At 60.3% G+C, this 24819-nt stretch carries 23 protein-coding genes; 13 read left to right on the forward strand and 10 right to left on the reverse strand.

Annotated features, from left to right (window positions below):
• Window positions 1-209: 209 nt before the first annotated feature.
• The 5 genes from E0486_RS07015 (at window position 210) to E0486_RS07035 (ending at window position 4127) form a co-directional block, all read left to right on the forward strand.
• Window positions 210-476 carry a hypothetical protein gene (locus E0486_RS07015; protein WP_207906214.1) on the forward strand — a complete coding sequence of 89 codons (267 nt, stop codon included), beginning with the start codon at window positions 210-212 and terminating at the stop codon, window positions 474-476.
• 260 nt (window positions 477-736) lie between these two features.
• Entirely contained in the window at window positions 737-1435 is a 699-nt protein-coding gene (tsaB, locus tag E0486_RS07020) for a tRNA (adenosine(37)-N6)-threonylcarbamoyltransferase complex dimerization subunit type 1 TsaB (protein ID WP_165917229.1), read from the forward strand.
• A gap of 93 nt (window positions 1436-1528) precedes the next feature.
• The gene (locus E0486_RS07025; RefSeq protein WP_131851442.1) at window positions 1529-1861 is read left to right on the forward strand and encodes an ArsR/SmtB family transcription factor; all 333 of its coding nucleotides are present in this window, start codon (window positions 1529-1531) and stop codon (window positions 1859-1861) included.
• Window positions 1862-1948: 87 nt separating this feature from the next.
• Window positions 1949-3358: an MBL fold metallo-hydrolase gene (locus E0486_RS07030; protein WP_131851443.1), complete on the forward strand. Its 1410-nt coding sequence runs from the start codon at window positions 1949-1951 to the stop codon at window positions 3356-3358.
• 475 nt (window positions 3359-3833) lie between these two features.
• Entirely contained in the window at window positions 3834-4127 is a 294-nt protein-coding gene (locus tag E0486_RS07035; RefSeq protein ID WP_131851444.1) for a hypothetical protein, read from the forward strand.
• Between the two features lie 74 nt (window positions 4128-4201).
• Here the strand turns inward: E0486_RS07035 and E0486_RS07040 are convergent, their stop codons facing one another.
• The 7 genes from E0486_RS07040 to E0486_RS07070 all read right to left on the reverse strand — a co-directional run bounded on the left by E0486_RS07040 (window position 4202) and on the right by E0486_RS07070 (window position 13399).
• The gene (locus E0486_RS07040) at window positions 4202-5080 is read right to left on the reverse strand and encodes a lysophospholipid acyltransferase family protein (RefSeq protein WP_131851445.1); all 879 of its coding nucleotides are present in this window, start codon (window positions 5078-5080) and stop codon (window positions 4202-4204) included.
• 82 nt (window positions 5081-5162) lie between these two features.
• Window positions 5163-6821: an L-aspartate oxidase gene (gene nadB, locus E0486_RS07045; RefSeq protein WP_131851446.1), complete on the reverse strand. Its 1659-nt coding sequence runs from the start codon at window positions 6819-6821 to the stop codon at window positions 5163-5165.
• Between the two features lie 125 nt (window positions 6822-6946).
• A complete protein-coding gene (locus E0486_RS07050; RefSeq protein ID WP_131851447.1) occupies window positions 6947-7666 on the reverse strand; it encodes a lysoplasmalogenase in 720 nt (239 codons plus the stop codon).
• A gap of 190 nt (window positions 7667-7856) precedes the next feature.
• Window positions 7857-9917 (reverse strand): (E)-4-hydroxy-3-methylbut-2-enyl-diphosphate synthase, encoded by a 2061-nt coding sequence (ispG, locus tag E0486_RS07055; RefSeq protein ID WP_131851448.1) that lies wholly within the window; start codon window positions 9915-9917, stop codon window positions 7857-7859.
• Between the two features lie 425 nt (window positions 9918-10342).
• A complete protein-coding gene (locus tag E0486_RS07060) occupies window positions 10343-10894 on the reverse strand; it encodes a tetratricopeptide repeat protein (RefSeq protein WP_131851449.1) in 552 nt (183 codons plus the stop codon).
• Window positions 10891-11928 (reverse strand): VWA domain-containing protein, encoded by a 1038-nt coding sequence (locus E0486_RS07065; RefSeq protein WP_165917230.1) that lies wholly within the window; start codon window positions 11926-11928, stop codon window positions 10891-10893. The genes E0486_RS07060 and E0486_RS07065 overlap by 4 nt, the downstream gene beginning before the upstream one ends.
• Window positions 11929-12592: 664 nt before the next feature.
• Complete coding sequence (locus tag E0486_RS07070) at window positions 12593-13399, reverse strand: class D beta-lactamase (RefSeq protein WP_131851451.1); 807 nt, start codon at window positions 13397-13399, stop codon at window positions 12593-12595.
• 268 nt (window positions 13400-13667) lie between these two features.
• On the opposite strand from E0486_RS07070, the gene E0486_RS07075 reads away from it, so the two are divergent.
• From E0486_RS07075 to E0486_RS07090, 4 genes are all read left to right on the forward strand, one after another.
• Entirely contained in the window at window positions 13668-14579 is a 912-nt protein-coding gene (locus E0486_RS07075) for a hypothetical protein (protein WP_131851452.1), read from the forward strand.
• Window positions 14580-14695: 116 nt separating this feature from the next.
• The gene (locus tag E0486_RS07080; protein ID WP_131851453.1) at window positions 14696-15250 is read left to right on the forward strand and encodes an RNA polymerase sigma factor; all 555 of its coding nucleotides are present in this window, start codon (window positions 14696-14698) and stop codon (window positions 15248-15250) included.
• Between the two features lie 34 nt (window positions 15251-15284).
• Entirely contained in the window at window positions 15285-15992 is a 708-nt protein-coding gene (locus tag E0486_RS07085; RefSeq protein WP_131851454.1) for a hypothetical protein, read from the forward strand.
• A 66-nt stretch (window positions 15993-16058) separates the two neighbouring features.
• Window positions 16059-16466 (forward strand): hypothetical protein, encoded by a 408-nt coding sequence (locus E0486_RS07090; RefSeq protein WP_131851455.1) that lies wholly within the window; start codon window positions 16059-16061, stop codon window positions 16464-16466.
• Window positions 16467-16812: 346 nt separating this feature from the next.
• Here the strand turns inward: E0486_RS07090 and E0486_RS07095 are convergent, their stop codons facing one another.
• Complete coding sequence (locus E0486_RS07095; RefSeq protein ID WP_131851456.1) at window positions 16813-18822, reverse strand: T9SS type B sorting domain-containing protein; 2010 nt, start codon at window positions 18820-18822, stop codon at window positions 16813-16815.
• Between the two features lie 213 nt (window positions 18823-19035).
• Between E0486_RS07095 and E0486_RS07100 the strand changes: the two genes are divergently transcribed.
• Both E0486_RS07100 and E0486_RS07105 read left to right on the forward strand, forming a co-directional pair.
• Window positions 19036-20034, forward strand: a complete 999-nt coding sequence (locus E0486_RS07100; RefSeq protein WP_131851457.1) for a polysaccharide deacetylase family protein — start codon at window positions 19036-19038, stop codon at window positions 20032-20034.
• Window positions 20015-20953: a GNAT family N-acetyltransferase gene (locus E0486_RS07105; protein ID WP_131851458.1), complete on the forward strand. Its 939-nt coding sequence runs from the start codon at window positions 20015-20017 to the stop codon at window positions 20951-20953. The genes E0486_RS07100 and E0486_RS07105 overlap by 20 nt, the downstream gene beginning before the upstream one ends.
• Before the next feature lie 447 nt (window positions 20954-21400).
• Here E0486_RS07105 and E0486_RS07110 read toward each other — a convergent pair whose 3' ends face one another.
• A complete protein-coding gene (locus E0486_RS07110) occupies window positions 21401-21823 on the reverse strand; it encodes a tellurite resistance TerB family protein (RefSeq protein ID WP_131851459.1) in 423 nt (140 codons plus the stop codon).
• Between the two features lie 65 nt (window positions 21824-21888).
• A complete protein-coding gene (locus E0486_RS07115) occupies window positions 21889-23145 on the reverse strand; it encodes an acyltransferase family protein (RefSeq protein WP_131851460.1) in 1257 nt (418 codons plus the stop codon).
• Window positions 23146-23530: 385 nt separating this feature from the next.
• Between E0486_RS07115 and E0486_RS07120 the strand changes: the two genes are divergently transcribed.
• Window positions 23531-24037 carry a UpxY family transcription antiterminator gene (locus E0486_RS07120; protein ID WP_131851461.1) on the forward strand — a complete coding sequence of 169 codons (507 nt, stop codon included), beginning with the start codon at window positions 23531-23533 and terminating at the stop codon, window positions 24035-24037.
• Between the two features lie 6 nt (window positions 24038-24043).
• Window positions 24044-24808: a polysaccharide biosynthesis/export family protein gene (locus tag E0486_RS07125; protein WP_131851462.1), complete on the forward strand. Its 765-nt coding sequence runs from the start codon at window positions 24044-24046 to the stop codon at window positions 24806-24808.
• Window positions 24809-24819 lie beyond the last annotated feature (11 nt).

Genomic DNA, 24819 nt, shown 5'->3' on the forward strand with positions numbered 1-24819 from the left:
AAACTTTTAGTTATGGCCTACGGCGTGCTCATCTGCGGGTTAGGGTCGGAGCTTGCAAAAAATCGCTGATGCCTGATGGCGGATTTCTGATGTAGATCAGAGGTAAAGAAGAGAGTAATGAACTGTGTCTTGAAATCAGACATCCGAAATCAGGCATCCGACAGCTCCCTCTTGGCAGGTGTTTTGTTTAAGGTAGGCTAAACTCGGTTATGAACGTCAAACGCACATTCGGCGTCATCCTTACGATACTCGGCATTGCGGGCCTTATTTATGCGGCCGTGGTATTTATGGACGCCAAGGGCACCTCGGCCCAGATCAAGACCCTCATCGTGTACGGCCTGCTCGGCGCTATCTTTTTCTTTACCGGCATCGGCCTCATTCGCGGCACTGCCGACGACGCCCGCTCGGCTGTGGGCGGCACCGACCGCACCGTACACCGCGAAACGCGGACCTACCGGACGGATACGGATGTGTAACACTACCAAAGGCGGAACGTCAATAATAATAGAAGCAATAAGCGCCTTGGATTTGCCAGTAAGTGTCTTTTTCGAGGTAGAGCACTTGACCCCCATTGGGGGTGTCCAACAATATGATCGCTTTTTTCTTCGATAGGAAAACGGGTTTTGAAAGGCCGATCCAATTCCGATAAGGCGGAGCTTTAGCCTCCTTGGTCGTTACGATTTCCGCAACCCATGATCATTTTTTAAGAATCGGTGCCGCTTGGTACATTTGCGCCGTGGCACTACTGCTTCATATCGAAACCGCCGTAGCCGGCGCCTCCATCGCTTTTTCAGAGAACGAGCGGATCCTCGTCTTCAAGAATACCGACGAACCCCGCGACGCGGCCGCCTGGCTGCAGGTGGCCATCCGCGATGCGGCCGCCGAAGCGGGCATTACACTAAGTGCCCTCGATGCCGTTTGCGTGAGCAACGGCCCCGGCTCGTATACTGGCCTGCGCGTAGGCCTCGCTTCTGCGAAAGGACTCAGTTACGCGCTGCAAAAGCCACTCATTACTCTGCCTACGCTCCAGGTGATGAGCGCGGCCGCGCTGGAAGGTCTCCGTTCCGGTGCTGCTGTGCAACTGAACGAGGTCCAGGCACTTTGTCCCATGATCGACGCCCGGCGCCAGGAAGTGTTCACGGCACTATACGACCAGGCGCTTCAGGAACTTGCTCCCGCGCACAGCCTCGTGCTCGACGAAAATTCCTTTGCCCGCGAGCTGGAAGCCGGCCCCGTACTCTTCTTCGGCAATGGCAGCGCCAAATGGCGCGCTCTCACGCAGCACCCTCACGCGCTTTTCACCGAAGGGCATCCTTCGGCGCGCCACATGGCGGGCCTGGGTGTGGCAGCCTTCCGCGCCGGTCAATTCGCCGACCTGGCTTATTGCGAGCCCTTATACGCAAAGGAGTTTTACACGACCATGCGCCCGAAATAGCCTCTTATTCACCTGTTTTTTCCACGCGCACGTTTTGTACGGCCGGGATTGATACATTTGCCAAATAATATATAAGAAAAAGTAAGATTTATCATGAGTGAACTTTTAGTCGAGAAGCCGGTGAAAGGGGAAGTGGACCTGAAGATCGATGTGCTCACCTTGAAGAAGGCGGCCCTCGTTTTGCGCGCCATCAACCATAAACTGCGCCAGCAGATCCTGAAGCTCATTCAGCAAAAAGGCGAGATCACCGTTACCGAGATCTACGTGAAGCTGCGCCTCGAGCAGTCCGTAGCCTCGCAGCACCTGGCCATCCTCCGCAAGGCCGGGTTTGTCCAAACCAACCGCGACGGTAAGTTCATCTACTACTCCGTCAACGAAGAGCGCCTCGCGCAGGTGCATCTCTTCGCCGCTCAACTGTTAAAATAACCCGACTCCGCTACGGATGACAGTCTCCTGACGAGGATCAGCGGGTAAGCGCGTCCGAAGCGGCTACCTTTGCACCAAAGCCTCACTATGTATATCCAGCAATTGTACACCGGTTGCCTGAGCGAAGCCGCTTATTATATCGAAAGCAACGGGGAAGCCGCTATTGTGGACCCCCTGCGCGACATCGACGCCTACCTGCAGCTCGCTGCCGAACGCAAGGCCACCATTAAATACATCTTCGAAACACACTTCCACGCCGACTTCGTGTCGGGCCATATCGACCTGGCCAAAGCCACCGGCGCCACGATCGTTTACGGTCCGGATACCGAAACCCGCTTGCCGGTGCACATTGCCCGCCACGGCGAGGCCTTTCGCATCGGCGCCCTCACGGTAACGGTGCTGCACACCCCCGGCCACACGCTCGAGTCGTCGTGCTACCTCCTCACCGATGAGCAGGGCAAAGAACATTGCCTCTTCACCGGCGACACGCTCTTTGTTGGCGACGTAGGCCGCCCCGACCTCGCCCAGAAAGGTGCCGACCTGACGATGGAAGACCTCGCCGGCATGCTCTATGACTCCCTCCACAAGCACATCCTGACCCGTCCCGACGACGTCATCGTATACCCGGCGCACGGTCCTGGCTCCGCCTGCGGCAAGAGCCTCGGCCCCGAAACCTTCAGCAGCATCGGTCAGCAAAAGGCAACGAATTACGCCCTGCAGCCGCAAACAAAGGCCGAGTTCGTGCAGGCCGTTACCGACGGACTGACCGCGCCCCCGCAATATTTTCCCATCAACGCCCGCATCAATAAAGAAGGCTATGAAGAGCTCGACAGCGTGCTGGCCAAAGGCCTTACCCCGCTGAGCGTGGCCGATGTCAAGGCGGCGCTGGAGCGCGACGCCCTGCTGCTCGACACCCGCCACGCCTCGGTGTTTACGGAAGGATTCGTGCCGGGCTCGGTGTTCGTGGGCCTCGAAGGCCGCTTTGCCGAATGGGCCGGGTCGCTGCTACCCTACACGGGCGAGATGATCCTGCTGACGGAGCCCGGCAAGGAGCGCGAAACACTGGTACGCCTCGCCCGCGTGGGCTTTCAGAACGTGATCGGTTACCTCGAAGGCGGATTCGAAGCCTGGCAAAAAGCCGGCGAAGCCATCGACCTCATCATCGATGTGGACGTTGACGAGCTGGCCATGGACCTGCCCTTTGATGAGAACCTGCTGGTGGTCGACGTGCGCAAGCCCGCCGAATTTGCCGAAGGCCATGTGAAGGATGCACAAAACCTTCCGCTCAACGATATGACTGACCCGGCCCTGCTGGCCCAGTTTGAAGACGAGCAGAACCTGTACGTGCATTGCCAGGGCGGCTACCGCAGCGTGATCGCCATTTCGCTGATGAAGCGCCAGGGTATTCATAACGTCCGCAACGTACTCGGCGGCTGGAACGCCATCAAGAAGGAGGAAAAGATCAGGACCGAAAAGGAAAGCAGCGTGCTGAATTGATCGCTGATGTCGGATTTCTGATGTCGGATTTAGAAAGAGATCGCATTGCGATCTCTTTTTTTTACGCTTACATCAGATATCAGACATCAGCGATTTTTGCCGTTGGCGGTAATGCGGATGAGTATGCGCAAATCCGCTGTGGGCAAAGCTTTTGCTGCTGAGGCAGTTGTTTAGCTATCGTGTAAACGGGATTAAATTGGTCGGTGGCGGAGAAATACCCGGTCTACTTTAGCAGCAGAAAGAACGCTACCGGGGATGGTAAGGGAGAAGAAAAGAAAAAAGCAAGCAATCGCAGTCTTCGGGTAAGCAAGCAGAACGCGTTACGTCCTAATTCAAAAATTTCATATAGCAAGCAATCGTTACGTCCGCTGTTTCCACAGGGGACTTTTTGTTGCCACAAGGTTAAGCCCTTTTTTCGAAGAATCGTTGATAATTTTTTAACATTTCGCCCCATGGCACCCGTACTTTCGCGGGCATGACGCCAGAGGAAAATCGTTTCCGCGCCATCGGCGGCGCCTTACCCGGGGCCGAAAGCGGCCAGTTGTTCGGCAAGCCCTGTTTCAAAATGGGCGGTAAGGCCTTTACCTGTTTTTTCCAGAACGAAATGGTGTTCAAGCTCACGGGACCGGCCCATGCCGGCGCCCTCGCCGTACCCGGCGCCCGCCTGTTCGATCCTTCCGGCAAGGGCCGTCCCATGAAAGAATGGGTGCAGGTGCCGCCGGCAGGCGATTGGGAAAAGCTGGCCCGCGTGGCCGCGGGCATTGAATAATGTCTATTGAATAATGTCTATTGTATAACGAGGATGTTCCCCTTATTCAATATTCAATAGACATTAATGATTATTCAATAGAGCACCGGTCCATACTCCGGCCGCCATTCGTGCTTCCAGCGGCGGTGGCTCCAGAGCCATAGCTCGGGGTTGGCCGACATCACCTCTTCGAGGTAGCGGGCGTATTGCACCGTCAGCGCGCCCTCCGGCAGCTGCGCCGGGTGCAGCGCCGCGAGCCGGATGTGGCCTACATAATGCCCCCGGCTCTTCTTGGTAAAGTGCGCGAAGAAAACCGGCAGGTCGTTGCGGCGCGCGGCCATCTCTGGTGTTTTCAGGAAGCCCGTGGGGCGGCCGAAAAACTCCACCCAAAAGGCCCGTGCGGGAATCGCGGGGCTCTGGTCGGCTACCAGACCGAGAATGTATTGCTTTCCGCGGAAGGGCAGCATCTCCTCCCGCATGCGCGTGGCCGCCACCAGCTTTACGCCCGACCGCGAGCGGATCTTCCGGAACAGGCGGTCCACCGGCTTCGACTTGATCGGAAGGTAAACGCCTACGTGGGGCTCCGGCATCAGCGCCGGCACGCCCAGGTTCACCAGCTCCCAGTTGAAGTTGTGGCCCAGGTGGAATTGCACCGAGCGGCCGTCGCGGTAAACGTCGTGCAGCACCGAGAAGTCGGCCTCGAGGTGCTTCCTGAAAAAACGCGGCGAGGCGCTGATGAACTTGATGGTTTCGATAAAGGTGTCGGTGAAATTCCGGTAGAATTTTTTAGCGATGGTTACGCGCTCGGCCTCCGTCTTGTGCGGAAAAGCGATGCGGAGGTTATCGAGCACCACCTGCTTGCGGTAGCCCATAATGTGGTACACCAGCCCATAGGCCGCGTCGGAAAACAGGTACAGCACCCGCAGGGGCAGGAGCGACACCAGGTAGAGGAAGCCGTACAGGAGGTAATACACGGAGCGAAGTTAGCAAGTCGGAAGTCGGAAGTGCGAAGTATTGCTTTTCTTCCGACTTCGCACTTCCGACTTAACTACTTTTTTAGAGGATGATGTTCTGCACCAGCTCTCCGTGTTGCGGGTAATCGGTGTTGTAGTGCAGGCCGCGGCTTTCCTTGCGGAAGGAAGCGCCCTTGGTAACGAGGTAGCCCACCGTGATCTGGTTGCGCAGCTCGAGCAACTGCGGCGACACCGTAGTACTACGGTACAGGTCCTCGGTCTCGTCGAAGAGGAGGTCGATGCGCTTCATGGCGCGGGCGAGGCGCACGTTGTTGCGCACGATGCCCACGTAGTCGCTCATCACCTGTTGCAGCTCTTTGAGGCTTTGGGTGATGAGGATCATCTCCTTCGGCTCGGCGGTGCCCTGGGCGTTCCAGTCGGGGATCGCGGGCAGCTCGGGGAGCGCCTCAAAGCGGCGCACGGCGTCTTCAAAGCAGCGGTGGGCAAACACCATGGCCTCGAGCAGCGAGTTGGAGGCGAGGCGGTTGGCGCCGTGGAGGCCGGTAGACGCGCATTCGCCGCAGGCATACAGGTTGGCGATGGAGCTGTGGCCCCATTGGTCGGTCTTGATGCCGCCGCAGCTGTAGTGCGCCGCCGGCGCCACGGGAATCATCGCCGTGGCCACATCGATGCCCAGGGAAAGGCAGCGCTCGTAGATGTTGGGAAAGTGCTCCTTGAATTTTTCGATATCCATATGGCGGCAGTCGAGCCACACGTGCTCGGTGCCGCCGATTTTCATTTCGCTGTCGATGGCGCGGGCCACGATGTCGCGCGGGGCGAGGTCCTTGCGGGCGTCGTAGCGCTCCATAAAGGCTTCGCCGGCGCCGTTGCGCAGGATGCCGCCGTCGCCGCGCACGGCCTCGGTGATGAGAAAGGCCTGCCCGCGCCGGCCGGCCTCGTAGAGCGCCGTGGGGTGAAACTGAATGAACTCCATGTTCTCGATGCGGCCCTTGGCGCGGTAGACCATGGCCACGCCGTCGCCGGTGGCGATGGCAGGATTGGTGGTGGTACGGTACACCTGGCCGTTGCCGCCGGTGGCCAGCAGCGTCAGCTTCGACAGCACCTTCTCGATGCGGTTGGTGACCATGTTGAGCACGTATACGCCGTAGCAGCAGATATCGGGCGTGCTTTTCGTAACCAGGTAGCCGAGGTGGTGTTGGGTGATGATATCCACCACGAAGCAGTGCTTCACGATGTGGATGTTGGGGGTGTTTTCTACCGCGGTGAGCACGGCGCGTTCCATCTCCTTGCCCGTTACGTCTTTGTAGTGGAGGATGCGGTACTCGGAGTGGCCCCCCTCGCGACCGAGCTTGTAGGAGCCTTCGGCGTCCTTGTCGAACTGGGCGCCCCAGTCGATGATCTCCTGCACGCGGGCGGGGCCTTCCTTTACCACGATCTCCACCACATTGGGGTCGCAGAGGCCGTCGCCGGCGATGAGTGTGTCTTCGATGTGCTTGGCGAAGGAATCGTTCTCCAGGTCGTTCACGACGGCGATGCCGCCCTGGGCGTACTTGGTGTTCGTTTCATCCGCCGCCGCCTTGGTGATGATGGTCACGCTCCGGTCGGGAAAACGCTGCGCCACCTTGAGCGCGTAAGTGAGGCCGGCGATGCCGGAGCCGATGACGAGGAAGTCGGCCCCGGCCCCCTGCCCCCCGAAGGGGGCACTTAGGTCAGTACTGTCCGTTATGTTTTGTGCTTTCATCTTATGGTAGTTTCAAAAATACAGATGGTTCGCTACGCGAACCATCAATTACGCCATTGGAATGAAGACTGATTGAAATAAAGAAGAATGACCGACCAAAGTGCCCCCTTCGGGGGACAGGGGGCCTAATTTAAAAGTTCCTGCCGCAGCGCCTCGGCGCTTTTCCTGGGTGCGCGGGGTGGGGTGATGTGGTTGAGGAGGCCGAGGGAGAGAAGCAGCTGTGCGACGCCGTAAGTACCGATGATCAGCAGGCTGTGGGCGGTGCTTGTTTCTTTCCAGTAAAAACGGGTGAGCGCGAGCACCGAGTCGGAGGCCACGAAGAGGAGGGCGCCACCGAAAAGGAGGCCCGCGCTGCGCCGGTTCTTGAGACGCACGAGCTGCAGCGCCATCGCCAGCATAAGGGAGATGACGGCGCCATATGCCAGCACCGGCAGGCGCAGCGCGCCGAGGTGCTCATAGAGCAGGGTGATGAGGCACACGTAGTACGTGGCCACGGGCACGAGCATCAGCGGGCGAAAGCGCAGGCCCTTTTGCTGCCGCAACTGGATGAAGGCGATCGCGTAGGCGATCTGCGCCAGCAGGAAAGCGGCGATACCGGCGATGAAGTAGCCTTCGCTGGAGCGCAGCAGGAGCACATCGCCCACCCAGGAGGCGGCGAGGGCGGCCAGCAGCAGCACCTTCAGGCGCGTGGTGAAGTGGGGCGTGTTGTTGAGCACCATCCCGATCAGTAGCAGCGTGAGCAGCGGCTTGCTGAACACGCGCAGGCCGTCGTCGTGCATGAAGATGAACACCCCGTCTACGAGGAGCGCCGCGATGAAGAAGAGGGACCAGTAGAGTCGTTTCATATCGTGAAGCGTGAGGCGTGAGGCGTGAGGCGTGAGGCGTGAGGCGTGAGGCGTGAGGCGTGAGGCGTGAAAATTTGGGTTACGTAAGGTACTGCTTAATCGTAGCAAAAATCATATCCGCGTTAATCATCTCGATCCTATAAAATCTGCGTTCTTTCTCTTCTCACAACTGACCCCTCACGCTTCACGATCATGCTTCCACCAGCGGCTCCACCCAGGCCCCGGCTTCCTTCAGCAGCCCGATCAGTTCTTCCACGGCCACTTCGCTGGGGACGTTGCGCTTCACCACTTCCTTGCCTTTATAGAGCGTGATCTTGCCCGGGCCGCTGCCTACGTAGCCGAAGTCGGCGTCGGCCATCTCGCCGGGCCCGTTTACGATGCAGCCCATAATGGCGATCTTGACGCCCTTCAGGTGGTGGGTCACGGCGCGGATCTTCGCCGTGGTTTCCTGGAGGTCGAAGAGGGTGCGGCCGCAGGAGGGGCAGGAGATGTATTCCGTTTTGGAAATGCGTGTGCGCGTGGCCTGCAGGATGCTGAAGGCCGTGTTGTTGAGAAACTGGGCGTTGCTGCCCACTTCCATATAGGTGCGGCCTGACACGCGGCTGTTGTGCAGCTTCGACGGGTCGTTCATCAGCCACACGCCCTTGCCGATGCCGTCGAGCAGCAGGGTGCCGGCGGTGGTGGCGAAATCGATCAGTTGTTCGTCGACGGTGCTGCTGTGGCTTTCGGCGCCGATCACGACCGGGAGGCGCGCCGGCAGGGCGGCGACAAAGGCCCGGATATCGGCTGTAGGGTTGGCGCTGCTGGCATACACGCATAGCACGATTTTGGCGCTGCCGGCTAACAGCGCGCCGAGCGATCCCGGGCTGGTAGCCGAGGCATCTACTGCGATGAAATTCAGTGCCGCCGCGAAATCCGGCTGCAGGCCGGCGGCGGACGCTTCCAAGAGCTTCGCCGCTTCAAAGAGCGGGTAGTGCCGCTCGAGCTCCGGCTTCCATACCGGGGCGTTGCAGATGACGCCGAGGGTTCCGGGCAGCGCGAAATCAATGACCTTGCTGGCCGTATAGATATAGTCGGCCGCGGAGTCGCCGATGTTCCATTTGTCGAGCGCGGCGCTGTAGCGGTAGCCGATGGCGGCAAGGTCTTCCGGAGAAATGCGGTCGGCATGCATGTAGTCGGCAATGACGACGGGGACGGGGCTGCCAGCGACCGCCTCCCGCACCGACCCATCCTCCCGACCTCCTTCCCACGGGGAAGGAGGGGCAGACCTCACCCCCGACCTCCCGCTTTCGCGGGACAGGCTCTCTCCAAAGGAGAGGGGGGCGCTTTGGCTCCCCGCCCCGCCCGGGGAGGGGCTGGGGTTTTTCAACGCTTCTACTTTTTTCACCAGGTCCTTGCAAACGGGCAGCTCGAACTCGGGGTCTTCGGTGAGCGACACGCGGATGGTGTCGCCGATGCCTTCCTGCAGGAGGGTGCCGATGCCAATGGCGCTCTTGATGCGGCCGTCTTCGCCGTCGCCGGCCTCGGTCACGCCGAGGTGCAGCGGGTAGCATTCGCCGAACTCCTGCTCCATGTGCCGCACCAGCAGGCGGTAGGCTTCCACCATCACGATCGGGTTGGAGCTTTTCATGCTCAGCACGATCTGGTGGTAGTCTTCGGAGCGGGCGATGCGGAGGAATTCCATGGCGCTTTCCACCATCCCGATGGCGGTGTCGCCGTAGCGGCTCATGATGCGGTCGGAGAGGGAGCCGTGGTTGGTGCCGATGCGCATGGCGGTGCCGTGCTCTTTGCAGATGCGCACCAGCGGCGTAAAGCGCTCGCGGATGCGGTCGATCTCTTCGGCGTATTCGGTATCGGTGTATTCGATCTGCTCGAACTTCTTTTTATCGACGTAGTTGCCCGGGTTCACGCGGACCTTTTCCACGATGCGGGCGGCGATCTCGGCGGCGTTGGGCGTAAAATGGATGTCGGCTACGAGCGGAACGTTGTACCCGCGGCGGTGCAGCTCGTCGCGGATGACGCGCAGGTTTTCGGCTTCCTTTTTCGAGGGGGCGGTGATGCGCACCAGCTCGGCGCCCGCCTCGATGCAGCGGATCGTCTGGGCCACGGTGGCCTCGGTGTCCATCGTGTCGGTGGTGGTCATCGTCTGGATCCGGATCGGGTAGTCGCCCCCCAGCCAGAGGTCGCCGATGCGGACGGGACGGGTGTGGAGCCGCTGGTACGAAGCGGTTTTTTCGGGTTGGGTCTGCATTGGGGCAAAAGTACCGAACGAATCGGTTTAGGGTTTAGAGGTTTAGAAAGGTTTAGGGGTTTAGAAGGGTTTAGAAAGGTTTGGGGGTGTGCCTGTTCCCTCCTCTTGTCGCAAAATACCCCTCCGGCCGGTATTTGCCCCGGTCGGCATGACGTTCTTGCAGGTCGGCGCCTGTTTGGAGCAAGTCGGCGCCTGTTTATTGAAGGTCGGCATGACGTTATTGCAGGTCGGCAGCTGTTTGGCGATGCCCGGCAGCTGTTTCGTGTAGGCCGGCAACCGTTCGACGCCTCCCGGCCACCGTTTCGCGTTATCCGCGGAGCGTTTCACGCGTCCCGGCGCCGGAAGTATCCCGGACGCCCCCAAATCCGAAATCCGAAATCCGAAATCAGAAATCTGAAATCAGAGATCCGACATCCTACATCTCCTCACCAGTCCTTATTCGGCTGGTTCCCCCCGCCTTTGTCTTTTTTGCTCTGCTGCAGCTTCCGCTCCTTGTCCTGCAGTTCCTTGAGCTTGCGGTCCACGTCGTTGTTCTTGTTTTTGTCGTTGGAGGCGCCGCCGCCGCCGCTGTTCTGCTTCAGTTCCAGCAGGGCCTTCTGCAGGTTTTCGCGGGCTTCCTTGTCGTAGGGAGCGATGCGGAGGGCCGATTTATAGGCCTCGATGCTTTGCTCGAGCGCCTTCTGGCGGGTGTATACGACGCCCATATTGTACCAGGCCTTGCTGCGCAGGGAGGCGTTGTTGCCGGGCGCCGTCAGGGGCGACAACACGGCGAGGGCTTCGTCGTAGCGGTTCTGGCGGATGAGGGCGTTGGCGAGGTTGTACTGCGCCACGGGGTGGTTGCCGGCCTGGCGGTACTGGTTTTCGGCAAAGGTCCAGTCGGCGTTGCGGTAGGCTTCGTTGCCGGCGCGGATGGCTTCTTGCTGGCCGTTGGCAACGGCGCCGACGGCGAGGGCGAGGAGCAGCAGGAGGGCTTTCATGCGCGTACTTTTTTACGTTGCGGAATAAAGGCTTCGGCCAGCAGCAGGAGGAGCATCGGGCCCACGAGCCATTGGAAATAGGGCTCGTAGCTCAGTTGCGTCTTGTCGATCAGCGGCGTGTTCTTTACCGTCGACAGGCTGGCCAGCAGGGCGCGGGCGGTGCTGGCCGGCTCGTCGAGGTGGAGGTAGTGGCCCTTGCCGGTGGCGGCCACCTGCTGCAGGAGGGCTTCGTTGAGCTTGGACAGCACGATGTTGCCGCTCTCGTCCTTTTTGGGCGCTTTTGTCTGCGGGTCGATGATGGTAGTGCCGCCGGCCGACCCGATGCCCACGGTGTTGATCAGCACGCCGTGGTCGGCGAGCTCTTTGGCCTGCGTGGCGGCATCCTCGTCGTGGGTTTCGCCGTCGGTGAGCAGCAGTACGGTGCGGTAGCGGTTCTCTTCGTTGCCGAAGGTGAGCACGGCCTGCTGGAGGGCTTCGCCGATGGCGGTGCCCTGGCCGGACACCTGCTGCGGGTTGGCGGTTTCGATAAAGAGCGAGGCGGCGCCGTGGTCGTAGGTGAGGGGCAGCTGGGCGTAGGCGTGGCCGGCGAATACGATGAGTGCCACGCGGTCGTCGGGGCGGGCCTTCAGCACGGCCTGGAGCATGCTTTTGGCGGCGTCGAGGCGGCTGGGGGCCACGTCGGTGGCCAGCATGGAGTTGCTTACGTCGAGCAGGAACACCTGGTCGATGCCGGAGCGGGCCTGGAGGTCGCCGGCAGCGGGGCGGCGCGGGTTGGCCAGGGCCAGCACGCCGAGGGTAAAGGCGAGGGTAAACAGTACAAAACGGACCGTAGCGCGGCCGGGGGCATAATCGGGGAGCACGCGCTTCAGCGCTTCGGGCTCGCCCAGGGCGCGGAGGGCGCGGGTGCGCCGTACGCGGTACCACCCGTAAAAAAGTAGCAGCAGGGGCACGAGGCCCAGCAGGTACAAGGCTTCGGGACGTTCCAGCTGCAGGTCGAAGGGAAGGGTCATTGCGGCGCTTTCTGTAAATATCACGCCAAAACGGATTGCGGATTTCAGATCCCGGATTTCAGATTTCAGATTTTGGAGGCCGGATTCTTATTCAGGGCAACCGCTAGCATGCCGGAGGCATGCACGCTCGATAGCCCGGCATACCATGCCGGGATAACGCGGTTGGCCGATTCGGGGCATGCCGGAGGTATGCGCGATGTGCGGCGATTCCCGGTTTCCGTCCCGGGATTGCATCCCGGGTGGTGAAACGCGCATGCCTCCGGCATGCATGGGCGCCATCCTTCTTTCCGTCCCGGGATTGCATCCCGGGTTGTGAAACGCGCATGCCTCCGGCATGCAGGGACGCCATCTGTCTTTTCGTTACCGGGGTTGCATCCCGGGTGGTGAAACGCGCATGCCTCCGGCATGCAGGGATGCCATCCGTCTTTTCGTTACCGGGATTGCATCCCGGGTTGTGAAACGCGCATGCCACCGGCATGCATAGATGCCATCCGTCTTTCCGTCCCGGGGTGCATCCCGGGTTGTGAAACGCGCATGCCTCCGGCATGCTCCGAAAAGCGCGCGAGACAGCAGGCGGGCCGTACACAATGCGTGCATCCGCCACACGAAGCGCCCCGCTTTCGGCGGGGCGTGCATAAAAAATCGGTAAAGACTCCTGACTCTTAAATCCTGAATCTGAGATCTGAATTCATTTCTGTCCCTTCAGGTATCCCAGCTTCGTCAGAATGCCTTTCAGCATGTTCATCCGCACGGTGGGTACGTCCACGCCGGGTTTGAGGGTTTCGAAGTTGAGCGCGAAGAAGTAGGGGTGGTTGTTTTCTTCCACCCAGCCCACGACCCAGGCGAGGTCGCGGCCGTTTTCCTTTTTACCCCAGCCCGTCTTATAGGCAAGGCGGTAGGCGGGGGTGCTTTCGAAGAGCATCGCGCGCTTCACGATCTCCTGGTTGGTCTTGAAGAAGGGCAGCTGGTTGAAGTAGAGGCGCTTCACGAGGCCGAGCTCTTCGTCGGGGCGGATCTTGAGGGAATTGTCGAGCCAGAAAGTGTCCACTTTGGAGATCTTCTTGTTGCCGTAGGCGAGCGAGTCGAGCCAGCGCTGCATGGTATCGCGGCCGATGCGGCGGGCGGCTTCCTGGTACCAGGCCGGGCAGGAGCGGCGAAAGGCGGTGTACATACTCATGTCGGCATCGCACTCGGTGCGGCCCGAAGGCACGCCGTTCCAGCGGATCACCATCGAGTCGTTGCTGATGATGCCCGTTTGCAGCCCGACGAGCGAGTTGACGATCTTGAAGGTGGAGGCGGGCGTAAAGGCGCTGTCGCGGAAGCGCGGCAGGTTGTACATCGTAAAGGCGCCGGTGGCGTTGTTGAGCACGGCAAAGCAGCCTTCGGTGCCGTTGTCGCTGAAGAATTTGCCGAGCGAGTCGTCGGTGGTCACGTTGTTGGTGGAGCAGCCGGCCAGGAGGAGCACGGCTGCAAATGAAGCAAGAATGGTGCGCATGGGCGCAAAGGTAGGGCACGCGGAAAACGCGGAAGACGCGGAATCTTTTTTGGTAGCAGTTTCCAATTGTTCCGTACCTATTCCAGTTGGAAAACCTTGTGGGTGGTAGCGTCCTATAAAAAAGGGAACTGCTTTCAGAAGGCAACTCCATACCTGAAGAGCACTTCCAAAAGAAACGCCTTCCGCGTCTTCCGCGTTTTCCGCGTGTCCATCCTCGCCGCTATATGCGGGATTATCCTCATCTTTAGCCTCCAAAACTGATTGCGTCATGCGTTTTCTCTCCGCCCTGCTGCTCGCGGGCATCGTAGCCCTCGCTTCCTGCAAAAAGAATACAACCGCCGAGGAGCGGGCCCAGCTGATCTTCAAGTTCCGCTTCGACAGCACGCAGGTGCGGCTCAACAACGTGGGGCAACCCAACGGCCTCGGTGTGGGCAATGCCGCGCAGAGTCCCGTTTTTAACGGGATGAGCGCCCACTACCTCGAGCTGGCGCCCACGGCCCATACGCCCCTCGGCACCGGCGTGGTGCTGTACCGCGCCGACGAAACGACCGCCGGCGGCGCACTCGCCATCGACTTCAGCAAGGCCAGCGTGGTGGGCAACAACGGCGTCTTCCTCAGCGTACCGCTCAGCGACGTTCCCCCCGGCGAATACGAGTGGCTCCGCACTTCGCTTGCCTACCAGAATTTCGACGTCAAGTATTACGTAGACGATACGGTGGCCGGTATGCCCATCCGCCAGGAATTCATGGGCACCGTGGCCGGGTTCATCGGTTTCAACAACTACATCACGTCGTTCCGCATCAAGGACACGGCCATCACCGTCAACAAGAACCGCCCGCAGGGCTTCTGGGGCTTCGAGTCGCAGGTGCGCTACGGGGGCTACAACTTCCGCATCGTAGATACGGCCACCGCCGCGGCGGGTGCCACCACCGTGGTCAACCCGCTCTTCGCCACCTCGCCCGTTCCGGCAGGCTCCTGCGTGGTCACGGCTGCCTTTGCGCCGGGCCACCTCGTCATCCGTGGCGACGAAACGAAGAACATTATCGTAGAAGTGTCGCTGTCCACCAACAAGAGCTTCGAATGGAACGAGGTGGTCCGCGACGGCCGCTGGGAACCCGGCAAGGGCGAAACGGTGCAGGATATGGGGATCCGGGGCATGATCCCCCGCGTGCTGCCGTAAGACCTGGTGATCCCGGATCTTTGGATCCCGGACCTGTGCGCCGCTGCACGCTGCTGTCTTAGATCCGGGATTCCCGGATCCGCGATCCAAAGATTCCCCTGCCTATCTTCGCCCCGATGGCCCAACCCGCACAAGACGACGCCGAGCTGCTCCGGAAGTTCCGCGAGCCCGCCACGCGCGAAGCCGCCTATACGGCCCTGATCCGCAAGTACCAGGAGCGGCTCTACTGGCACGTGCGCCGCATGGTGGTGCACCACGAAGATGCCAACGATGTGCTGCAGAACGTCTTCATCCGCGTGTGGAACGCCCTGCAGAACTTCAAGGAAGAATCGCAGCTCTATACCTGGCTCTACCGGATCGCCACCAACGAGTGCCTGACCTACATCGAGAACCAGAAAAAGCGCTCGGCCGTCGATTTCGACGACGTGGCCTCGGGCCTCGAAAACCAGGTGCGCGCCCAGGAGGGCTTCGACGCCAACAAGCTCGAGTGGAAGCTGCAGCTGGCCATCCAGCAATTGCCCGAAAAGCAGCGCATTGTGTTTACACTCCGCTATTACGACGAGATGCCCTACGAGGAGATGAGCCGGGTGCTCGAAACCAGCGAGGGCGCCCTCAAGGCGAGCTACCACCACGCAGCCAAAAAAATCGAGGATTATATCCGCAATCATTAAACTTCAGGGCCTTTGCCGGGTCACAGAAAGCTGAATGGAACCACGCAAAAACATAGCTCTGGAACTGCAGGAAGGCGGGCTTCAACTCCCCGCCGGCCTCCACGTGCCGCCTTACGCGGTGCCGGAGGGCTATTTTGCCGCGTTCGCAGCGACGGTTCTGGCGCGTATCCACCGCGAAGAAGCGGCCGCCGAGCTGCAGGAGCTCGCGCCGCTGCTGGCAGGGCTGCCGAAGTCGATGCCCTTTGCCGTGCCCGAAGGCTACTTCGCAGCACCCGCCGTTCCTTCGCTCCTCGACAGCCTCGACCGTAAGATGCCCTTCAGCACGCCCGCCGGCTATTTCGAAGGCCTGCCGGGGCTGTTGCTGACGCGCCTGCGCCAGGGCGAAGCGGTTCCGGCAACTTCGCAGCCCGCCCGGGTTGTGGGGATGCGTCCCCGCTGGGTGCGGATGGCTGCCGCCGCGGTGCTGGCCGGCGCCATCGCCGTGGGCGGCTGGCTTTATGAAAGCCGTACGCCCGCTGCCAACCCTGAAGCCGTGGTGCAGGCCGGTCTCCGCACGGTGCCCGACGGCGCCCTGGACGAGTTCCTGCAGACGGCCGACCCGGCCTCGGCTACCGATGTGGCCCAAAGCAGCAGCCCGCACAGCGACGTGCGCCAGATGCTCCACGACGTGAGCGTTTCGGAGCTCGACGCCTTCCTGGAAGGAGTACCGGGTGAGGACGACCCGCTGGCGGATATCAATTAGGAAAGAAAGTAGTTTTGCACCGGTTGTGTGCCCGATTTTGTGTTACCCGGAAAACCAGATAGAACCATGAAGCGCATTCTTTATATAATGATGATGACCCTGGGCCTCGCCTTCAGCGCAACCGCCCAGGACGGTGGCCCCGGCGGCCGGATGCGCCAGCGGATGCAGGAGTACCTGCAAACCCGCCTGCACCTGTCGGATAGCGAGGCCGAGCGCTTTACCCCCGTTTTTATCAATTACTTCAACGAGCTGCGCCAGGTGAACCAGCAATACCGCGGCGACCGCCTCATATTGCAACAGAAGATCGTAGACCTGCGCCTCCGATACCGCGACCAGTTCCGACCCATCATGGGCGAAAAACGCAGCAACGACATCTTCGTTTACGAACACGACTTCGTAGACCAGGTGAAGCGGATCCGGGAAGAGCGCCTACAGAATCGCCCCAATTATGACCGGCCGGGAAAAAGATTTTAACATACCGTTGCGCCGATGCACAATTTCTCCTATATTTGGAATTGGTGTTTTTCATAGGTTAGCAACGGCCGGCTCTTTTTAGGGCAGGCCTTTTTTCTTTTAAGCCCTTCCGGTAGCGTCACCGCCATATTGCTCAACTAATCAAACCCGCGTCCCGCCTGCATCCTGGCGGGATTTTCATTCCCGGAAAAACACCCCTGAGATTCTTGTTTTGTGGCAGTAACCGGCGTTCCGGTGCGTCCCTCCGTAGCGGCAGGCAATGGTACGGAAGCTGTTCGCGAAGCATTACGCAAACGTTCCCGGAGCTCCACCCCCGAATTTTTTTTTAGTTTTTTTTAAGATTTTTTTACCGGATCAGGACCACGGTTCCTTTCCGGAGCACCGGCGCACCCGTGTCGCGATCGGTGTACCGCGCGTACCATACAAAGACGCCCGTTCCCTGCTCAATGCCGTTGATCTTACCGTCCCAGCCTTCCTTCCAGTTGCGCGACTCGAACACCACGCGGCCCCAGCGGTTGTAGACCAGGAGCTGGAAGTCAACGGCCTTCACGGCGTTGAGCACGTGGAAACGGTCGTTGCGGCCGTCGTTGTTGGGCGTAAAGGCGTTCGGTACGTCGATGTAGCAGCTGGGGTACACGACGATGCGCTTGCGGGCCACCGAGGTGCAGTTGAACGAGTCGGTGACGTTGAGTGTAATGGTGAAGGCCTTCTCCCGCATCGGAGCCGTGTAAAACGGGCTCGGCGTCACATCGGTGGAGCGGTCGCCATTGCCGAAATCCCACTGGTAGCGCAACTGCCGGCCCACCGAGGTGTTGGTGAGCAACACCGGTTCGTTGGGGCACTGGTCTTCCAGCACGTTGAAGCCGGCCTTGAGGTAGTTGATCAGCAGCACCTGCGCGGTGGAAGTGTCGCTGCAAAAGCCGTTACTGACGACGAGCCGCACGTCTTTCGGCTGGTCGAAGACGCTGTAATAAGCGGTCGGCGCCTGCGTCGTGGCCGTTTGGCCCTCACCGAGGGTCCAGGCCCAGCTGTCCACGCGGTGGCCGCCGGGGTGGCTGAAATGCACGGAATCTTTCTGGCAGCCGTAGTCGATGGTATACGTGAAGTTAGCGTTGACGGTGTCTTTGACGCTGAAATCCACGAACTGGCCCGCGGGTGTTTGCTCGCCGCATTCGTCGAAAACGGTATTGCCGTCGGAGCCCTGGCGGAGGGTGAGGCGGAAGCTTCCTTCGGTATAAAGCGGCTGCGCGAGGGTAACAATGATCTCCTTGCTTACGGTGCTGCCGTTGCTGCAGGCGCCGCGGGCGCCGGTGATGGTGGCGGGGTAGGTGCCCGAAAGCTGGAAGTCGCTGCCGTCGGCGGCGACGGTGTTGCACAGCATGGGGCGGCGAAATACGAGGTGTAACTCAGTAGGGGCGCAGGAAATGGGTGCCATGCTGTCCATCGGTGTCGGGGCGCGGGGCAGCAGGATAAAGGGGAGCTTATTGGTGTCGGGAATGTTGCGGTCGCAGACGTCGAGCAGCGTGTTGCCGTCCGACCCGGCGCGGATGCCGAGGGTATAATTGCCCGGGTTGAGAAAGGTAGACAGGCGCAGCTCGAGGGAGTCGGTGTCGAAGCCGGTGTCGCAGCCAAAGCCGCTGGCGCTGACCACGGTGGCCACGGCGGGCGTGAGGAAGAATTCGCTGCCGGTGGCCGTCAGCGACGTGCATTTCATCTTCTTATTCAGCTTTACGCGCAGGATGTCGCCACCGCAGGAGGCTTCGATGGCTTTGAGGCGGGGCGGCGTGGTGTCGGTGATGACGGCGGTGCCGCCGCCGAAGGAGAGGGCGTAGCCGTCGGTAGTGCGGGTGAAGTGGCTTACCAGCAGCAGGTAATTGTGGCCCTGCTCCAGGTCGGGCATGCGGCTGAAGCGGGGGCGGCCGGGACCGTCGCAGACAAATTGCTGGCTGCCGGCGGGCGAGCAGCCCGTGGTGCCGCCATCGGCGCTCCAGTTGTCGGCGATGGTGAGCGAAGCGTCGGTGTACACCTCGGCCGGGTTGCGGCCCGTGACGTCGTACAGCGCCCAGTCGTAGTCGTCGCTGATGTTGTCGGGGGTGATCACGAAGGCAAGGGTACCGCTCTGGTAGCAGGTGAACTTATACCAGAACGGGTTGATGTCGGTGAGGGTGGCGCCGCTGCAATGCTGCAGGCCCACGGGGCGGTTGCCGCATTGGGGCACGGTGGTTTGCGCGAAGGTGCTTGTGCCGCATACCGGGAAGGCGGTGGACGGGTTCTGACCCGGGGCAGTGCAGGTCGTTTGCGCCGCAGCGCCGGTGGCGAGCAGCAGGAAGCAGGTCAGCAGGCGCAGAAACTTCATGTGAAAATTGAGTTACAAATATCCTCCTTTGCTGCACCGACCTTGCCAAGAGATTGTGAAAGGTAGCTCGTCAGCGGACCGGTTGTCATTTTTGACGGATGAATAAGGGTATTCGCGGGGTTTTTGCACGGAACCCCCGAAAGTTCAGCACAGCGGGGGTGAATGGCCTATTTTAGCGCCGGTCAGAAACGCCAAACCAATCTTATTCGTGGTATGCCGCAAGGGAAATTCGTGGTCTCGCTGGATTTTGAACTTTACTGGGGGGTGCGCGATACCCTGTCGCTCGAAAAATACGGGGCCAATATCCGCGGGGAACAAACGGTAATTCCCCGGACGCTCGACCTGTTCGGCGCCTACGGCATCCGGGCCACCTTCGCCGTGGTCGGGTTCCTGTTTTTCGAAACCAAGGAGCAGCTGCTGGCCCACATCCCGGAGCGCGTGCCCCACTACGATGATCCCGACTTCACCCCCTACGACGGTTATTTCGCCGAGGTTGGCCCCGACTACCGCTCCGATCGCTACCACTTCGCCCCGCACCTGATCGAGCTGATCCGCCGCCAGCCGCAGCACGAGCTCGCCACGCATACCTATTCCCACTACTATTGCCTGGAGCCGGGGCAGACCGTGGCCGACTTTGAAGCCGACCTCGAGATGGCCATCCGCGTGGCCGCCGACCGCGGCATTCGTTTCCGGAGCCTTGTCTTCCCGCGCAACCAGTTCAACAACGAATACCTCGAAGTCTGCCTCCGCCACGGCATCACCTGCGTGCGAAGCAACGAGAAATCCTGGCTCTACGAGCCGCGCAACCGCAAGCAGGAAACCCTGTTCCGGCGCTCGCTGCGCCTGCTGGACGCCTACCTGCCCTTGTCGGGCAACCACAACTGGAGCCCCCGCGCCGTGTCGCCGAAGGAGCCGGTATTCGTGCCGTCGAGCGGGTTCCTGCGGCCCTACCTCCCCGCGCTGCGTCCCTTTGAGGGGTTGCGCCTGCGCCGCATCAAGGCGGCCATGACGGAGGCTGCCCGCAAGGGACTCGTGTATCACCTCTGGTGGCACCCCCATAACTTTGGCGTCAACCAGGACGAAAACTTCGCGTTCCTGGAGGCCATCCTGCAGCATTACCGCGACCTCCAGGGCCGCTACGGCTTCAGCAGCTGCACGATGCACGAGATGGCCGAAGAAATCCAGGCCCTTCATGGACAAAGCCCCCGATAAACTCAGCTTTCGCCCCGCCCGCGTTGAAGACGCGGGCCTCCTCTATGCACTTGTGCGGGCCAACGGCGGCAACGAGCGCCTCGAGCCTGCCTTCCTGCAACACTGGTATTTCAACAACCCGAGCCACTCCTTTTCGATCGAGACCGTTTGGCTCGACGGCCGTCCCGAGGGTATGGCCACCAGCAACAACTTCCGCTTTCGCATCAACGGCCGCGAGCGCCTCGTGGCGATGCCGCAGAACGTGCTCACATCCGATGCCGTGCGCGGTAAAGGCCTCTTCGGCAAGCTCTACTTCCGCACCGAGGCGGCCAACCGGGCTGCCGGCGCCGACACCTTCCTGACATTCACCAACGAGCTGAGCACGCCCATTTTTCTGCAGAAATTCGGCTACCGCCGTGGTCGCTGCCCCGATGTGCTGCTGCACCCGTTCCACCCGCTGGCACTGCTTTCCAGCTACCGTTTCCGCACGTTGGCAGGGCCGGAAGCGCTCCCGCTGTCGACGCTGCACCGGCCCGAAAATGCATTGCTGAAAGACGCCGCCTGGTACGGCTGGCGCTACGCGGCCTATGCCCCCGGCGTTATCCGCTTCGTGGAGGTGTCGAAAGGCGGGCGGGTGCTGGGTGCGCTCGTCTTAAAAAAGGAAAAGAAAAAGGGACTGCCGTTCTTCCTGCTGATGGACGCCGTGGCGCCCGACGAAGCGACCTTTGCCGAAGTGTTGCGCGCCGCGCCGGTTGCCGCCACCCGCGCCGGGGCGCCTTTTTTACTGATGTACGATGCCGGCTTCGCCCCACCCCGCGGTCCCTACAAGCGGATCCGTAACCGCTTCAACTTCCTCGTCAAAGGAACAGACGCCGCCGATACGGAAGCCCTGGCGGAAACGGATTTCCGGCTGTTTTTCGGGGATATGGATATCGTATGACCCATCCCCATCCCCGGCCTCCGCGCCTTAGGCCGCTTTGGCCGGCGGCACCGGCCCATCCCCGGCCCTTCGCGAAGGGAAGGGTGCCCCTGTTGGGTCTTCCTTTTTTTCTGAAAACAGGTTTTAGGTGGAGATGGCTGATAGAACAATCTTTAAAAGCGCAGAATCACGCTGTAACCTGACAAGAGCGCCGTGTAAATCGGTCATAGCAGCAGGTAAGATGTCGCAATCAGCCCGTCAGGGGCTTTTTCCGACATGTAAGGTGACAGAATCAGTAGGTAAATGCATTATTTCACTGTGTCAATTGTCGCAATCAGCCCGTAAAGGGATTTTTCCGACAGGTAAACGGACAAAAGCGGCGTGTAAAACCTCACCGACCTCACCCATAACCTGCATGCTCCGGAACGGAGCGGGAAACGAAACGCCCCGAGGCCATAGGCATCGGGGTCATTCGATAATCGTCACATTAAACCGGTTGCGCAGGAGGTACGTCGTCAGAATTCCGCGCATCAGTTCCACGGAAATGCCCAGCGAGAGGGCGCAGAGGCCGAGGAGCTCGGAGCTCGACTCGGGTAGTTGTCCGTCCTGGGTCATCAGTTCGCAGATCATGCAGAAGAGGGTTTCGCGAAACTCCGGGTCTACCAGCGGGGCCGCCCGCTCGATGAGGGTCTTGGCGCCATCCTGGGTGAACAGAGTCAGCGCCTTGGCCGACATATCGCTCAGGTTGTGGCCGCGGAAGCGCGCACAGAGCACCAGCATCCGCGACAACTGCTCGATCTGCGCCTCGCCCGGCTGGGCCTGCTGGCTGAAGAGGCAGGAAAACAGTATGGCTACGGCAGCTTCTTGCTCGTTTTGGAGGGTGGTGGTCATGCGGCGAAGATAATGTGCTGTGAACCGGTTAATCCATTAACCGGTTAATTGATTGACCGGTTTCATCAAACTTTGACGTAGATGCGCTTCTTATCCATCCAGTAACAGATCGCCCACATAAAGAGAATGACGGTGAGGGCGAAGAGGAGGGAGCCGATGCGCGGGTCGCCGGGAATGAACTTGTAGACCTTGTCGTAGAGAAAGTTCCAGGGGTTGGTATAGGCCGGCTCCCCCTTGTCGTTGACACCGTTGGGGATACGCAGCAGGCGCAGGCCGCGGGGCAGGAAGGCGCTCAGGGCGAAGACGAAGAGGGCGTTCTTGCCAAACACGTCGAAGAAGCGCGTCCAGCCGCCGCGCACGCCGCGGAGCTCGATGGCGTAGAGCAGCGTGCACAGCACCAGGATGGCCATCCCGGTGGTGGCCACCACGTACGAGGAAGTCCAGATGCGCTTATTGGCGGGGAAGGCGAGGTCCCAGATGTAGCCGGCTACCAGCAAACCCACGGCCGTTACAAACAGGCCGGTGAGCGTGCGGTAAAGCCGGGCCGTGGTATCGGCGGGGCTGTCGGTGCTGGGCGCCTTCGTGTTATTGATGATATAATGGCCCACGAGGTAGCCGAAGATCACCTGGGCGATGGCCGGCGCCGTGCTGCCGAGGCCTTCGGGGTCGAAGATCTGGGGCAGGCCTTCCCAGGTTTCGCGGTTGTACATATGGGGCACCTGGAGCACGGCGGTGTCGATGCGGTTGCCGAAGAAGCCGGGCATCGTGTAATCGCCGAGGGCGAAGCAAAGCCCCCAGTAGAGCAGCAGGATGATCATGCCGGCCAGCATGGCGCCGCGGGGTTTCAGGTAGTAAACGAGCACGGAGGCCGCCAGGTAGCAGATGGCAATCCGCTGGAGCACCCCCAGGATGCGGATCCCGAAGAGCTGCTGCGCGCCGTTCTTGATGCCGGCAATGCCCGGCGCGGCGGGGCCCCACCAGGTCCAGCCGGTGGCGAGGAGCTGGTTGTCCTGCCAGCGCACGAAGGGCCACCAGTTGAGAAAGAGGCCGATGGCGAAGATGAGGAAGCTGCGTTTGAGGACCTTGCGCCAGAAGGCGCCGTCGCCGGCGGCGGCAAAGCGGGGCATCACGAAGGCCATGGCATTGCCCACGGCAAAAAGGAAAAAGGGGAAGACGAGGTCGGTGGGGGTGATACCGTTCCATTCGGCATGCTCCAGCGGCCCGTAGATGTGCCCCCAGTTGCCGGGATTGTTCACCAGGATCATCAGGGCAACGGTGGCGCCCCGGAACACGTCGAGGGCATAAAAGCGGGGAGACTTCATGGCGGTAAGTTCGGGAAAAATCGTGAGGCGTGAGGCGTGAACCGTGAGCCGTGAGCCGTGCGACGGCGCGGCGGGAATCGGCAATGGATGCCGGAACATCAAATTCCAAACAACAAACCCTTCCCGCCCAAACCTTCCGGAACCTTCCGGAACACGCTCCGGAGGCTAAGAAAGTTCCCTTAGTCGCTCATTATCAGTAGCGTATGCATCAGGTGGGCGGTTTTTGGAGTTCTGAATCAATAACTAATTCATAATCTGTTCTTTTTAATAGCTTGTCAGTCCCACATGCCGATTATATTTGCAGCGCGAAACCCTCCTCAACCAACCCGGCATTTTGAAAAAATGCCTGGGACTGAGGTGGCGAAGCTATGCCTAAGCCCCTGTCATGAGTCAAAAATGGTACGCTATATATACGAGGCCCCGGTGGGAAAAAAAGGTCCATAACCTTCTGGTACAGAAGGGTATCGAGAGCTATTGCCCGCTCAACAAGGTGCACCGCAAGTGGAGCGACCGGGTGAAACTCATCGAGGAGCCGCTGTTCAAATCGTACGTGTTTGTGCGGGCGGCCGACGAGATGCGCACCGAGGTGCGGATGACGGATGGCGTGATCAACTTCGTGTATTGGGACGGCAAGCCGGCGGTGATCAAGGAAAAAGAGATCCAGGCCGTGCGGAAATTCCTCGACGAACACCAGAACGTGGAGCTCGTGAAGGTGGACTGGAAGCCCGATGAAAAGGTGGCGGTGCTGTCGGGGCCGCTGGTGAACGCCGAAGGGCGCGTGGTACAGGTGAACAGCAAGACCGTCAAAGTACTGATCGAAAGCCTCGGCTACCTGCTGCTGGCCAACATCGATAAAACAAAGCTAATTTCCCTCGAACCCATTAAAACGTAAACAGATATGCGCTTTTTTTACTATATATTTGTGGTCGCAGTGCTGGCCGCCAGCTGCAAGCCGCAGCGGGTGTTGCACAACTACCTGGAGGACATCAAGGATACGTCTTTCAAGCGGGAGGTGCTGCTGGCCGACCCGGTGATCCAGAAGAACGACCTGCTCTCGATCAAAGTATCGAGTGCGAGCCTCAACCCGCAGACGGACCAGCTGTACAACCTGACGGCTACCAGCCAGGGAAGCGGTTTACAGCAGGAGCCGGGCTACCTGGTAGACGTGTACGGCAACATCGAGATGCCGCGCATCGGCCCCCTGCACGTGGAAGGACTGACAAAGACAGAACTGGAAAAGACGATAAAGGCGAAATTGAAGGACGTATTGACCCAGCCTTCGGTAACCATCCGGTTCCTGAATTTCCGGATCACGGTACTGGGCGAAGTGGCCCGGCCGGGCGTACAGACGATCCCCACGGAGCGGCTGAACATCCTGGAAGCCGTGGGCATGGCCGGTGGGATCACGGAGTTCGGCACCATTCAACGGGTGCGGGTGCTCCGGGAGAACAACGGCCGCCGCGAAACGGCGGTGCTCGACCTCACCACTAAAAAGGTGTTCGAGGATCCCTATTACCAGCTCCAGCAAAACGACGTGGTGCTGGTAGACCAAACCGATTACAAGCTTCGCCTAGGCGAGCAGCAACGCAGAACCCAGCAGATCACCTTTGCCCTCGCGATCGTGACGAGTTTGGCGCTGCTCTATAACATCTTATCCCGCTAAACACCTTAATC

Origin of the sequence: Flaviaesturariibacter aridisoli, assembly GCF_004343705.1 — a bacterium.
Taxonomy (GTDB): Bacteria; Bacteroidota; Bacteroidia; order Chitinophagales; family Chitinophagaceae; genus Flavisolibacter; species Flavisolibacter aridisoli.

What these genes read in the sequence shown, in the direction of transcription:
- E0486_RS07015 (WP_207906214.1), top strand. Translation starts at nt 210, where the DNA reads ATGAACGTCAAACGCACATTCGGCGTCATCCTTACGATACTCGGCATT.
- E0486_RS07025 (WP_131851442.1), top strand. Translation starts at nt 1,529, where the DNA reads ATGAGTGAACTTTTAGTCGAGAAGCCGGTGAAAGGGGAAGTGGACCTG.
- E0486_RS07030 (WP_131851443.1), top strand. Translation starts at nt 1,949, where the DNA reads ATGTATATCCAGCAATTGTACACCGGTTGCCTGAGCGAAGCCGCTTAT.
- E0486_RS07035 (WP_131851444.1), top strand. Translation starts at nt 3,834, where the DNA reads ATGACGCCAGAGGAAAATCGTTTCCGCGCCATCGGCGGCGCCTTACCC.
- nadB (WP_131851446.1), bottom strand. Translation starts at nt 6,821, where the DNA reads ATGAAAGCACAAAACATAACGGACAGTACTGACCTAAGTGCCCCCTTC.
- E0486_RS07050 (WP_131851447.1), bottom strand. Translation starts at nt 7,666, where the DNA reads ATGAAACGACTCTACTGGTCCCTCTTCTTCATCGCGGCGCTCCTCGTA.
- ispG (WP_131851448.1), bottom strand. Translation starts at nt 9,917, where the DNA reads ATGCAGACCCAACCCGAAAAAACCGCTTCGTACCAGCGGCTCCACACC.
- E0486_RS07060 (WP_131851449.1), bottom strand. Translation starts at nt 10,894, where the DNA reads ATGAAAGCCCTCCTGCTGCTCCTCGCCCTCGCCGTCGGCGCCGTTGCC.
- E0486_RS07070 (WP_131851451.1), bottom strand. Translation starts at nt 13,399, where the DNA reads ATGCGCACCATTCTTGCTTCATTTGCAGCCGTGCTCCTCCTGGCCGGC.
- E0486_RS07075 (WP_131851452.1), top strand. Translation starts at nt 13,668, where the DNA reads ATGCGTTTTCTCTCCGCCCTGCTGCTCGCGGGCATCGTAGCCCTCGCT.
- E0486_RS07080 (WP_131851453.1), top strand. Translation starts at nt 14,696, where the DNA reads ATGGCCCAACCCGCACAAGACGACGCCGAGCTGCTCCGGAAGTTCCGC.
- E0486_RS07085 (WP_131851454.1), top strand. Translation starts at nt 15,285, where the DNA reads ATGGAACCACGCAAAAACATAGCTCTGGAACTGCAGGAAGGCGGGCTT.
- E0486_RS07090 (WP_131851455.1), top strand. Translation starts at nt 16,059, where the DNA reads ATGAAGCGCATTCTTTATATAATGATGATGACCCTGGGCCTCGCCTTC.
- E0486_RS07095 (WP_131851456.1), bottom strand. Translation starts at nt 18,822, where the DNA reads ATGAAGTTTCTGCGCCTGCTGACCTGCTTCCTGCTGCTCGCCACCGGC.
- E0486_RS07100 (WP_131851457.1), top strand. Translation starts at nt 19,036, where the DNA reads ATGCCGCAAGGGAAATTCGTGGTCTCGCTGGATTTTGAACTTTACTGG.
- E0486_RS07105 (WP_131851458.1), top strand. Translation starts at nt 20,015, where the DNA reads ATGGACAAAGCCCCCGATAAACTCAGCTTTCGCCCCGCCCGCGTTGAA.
- E0486_RS07110 (WP_131851459.1), bottom strand. Translation starts at nt 21,823, where the DNA reads ATGACCACCACCCTCCAAAACGAGCAAGAAGCTGCCGTAGCCATACTG.
- E0486_RS07115 (WP_131851460.1), bottom strand. Translation starts at nt 23,145, where the DNA reads ATGAAGTCTCCCCGCTTTTATGCCCTCGACGTGTTCCGGGGCGCCACC.
- E0486_RS07120 (WP_131851461.1), top strand. Translation starts at nt 23,531, where the DNA reads ATGAGTCAAAAATGGTACGCTATATATACGAGGCCCCGGTGGGAAAAA.
- E0486_RS07125 (WP_131851462.1), top strand. Translation starts at nt 24,044, where the DNA reads ATGCGCTTTTTTTACTATATATTTGTGGTCGCAGTGCTGGCCGCCAGC.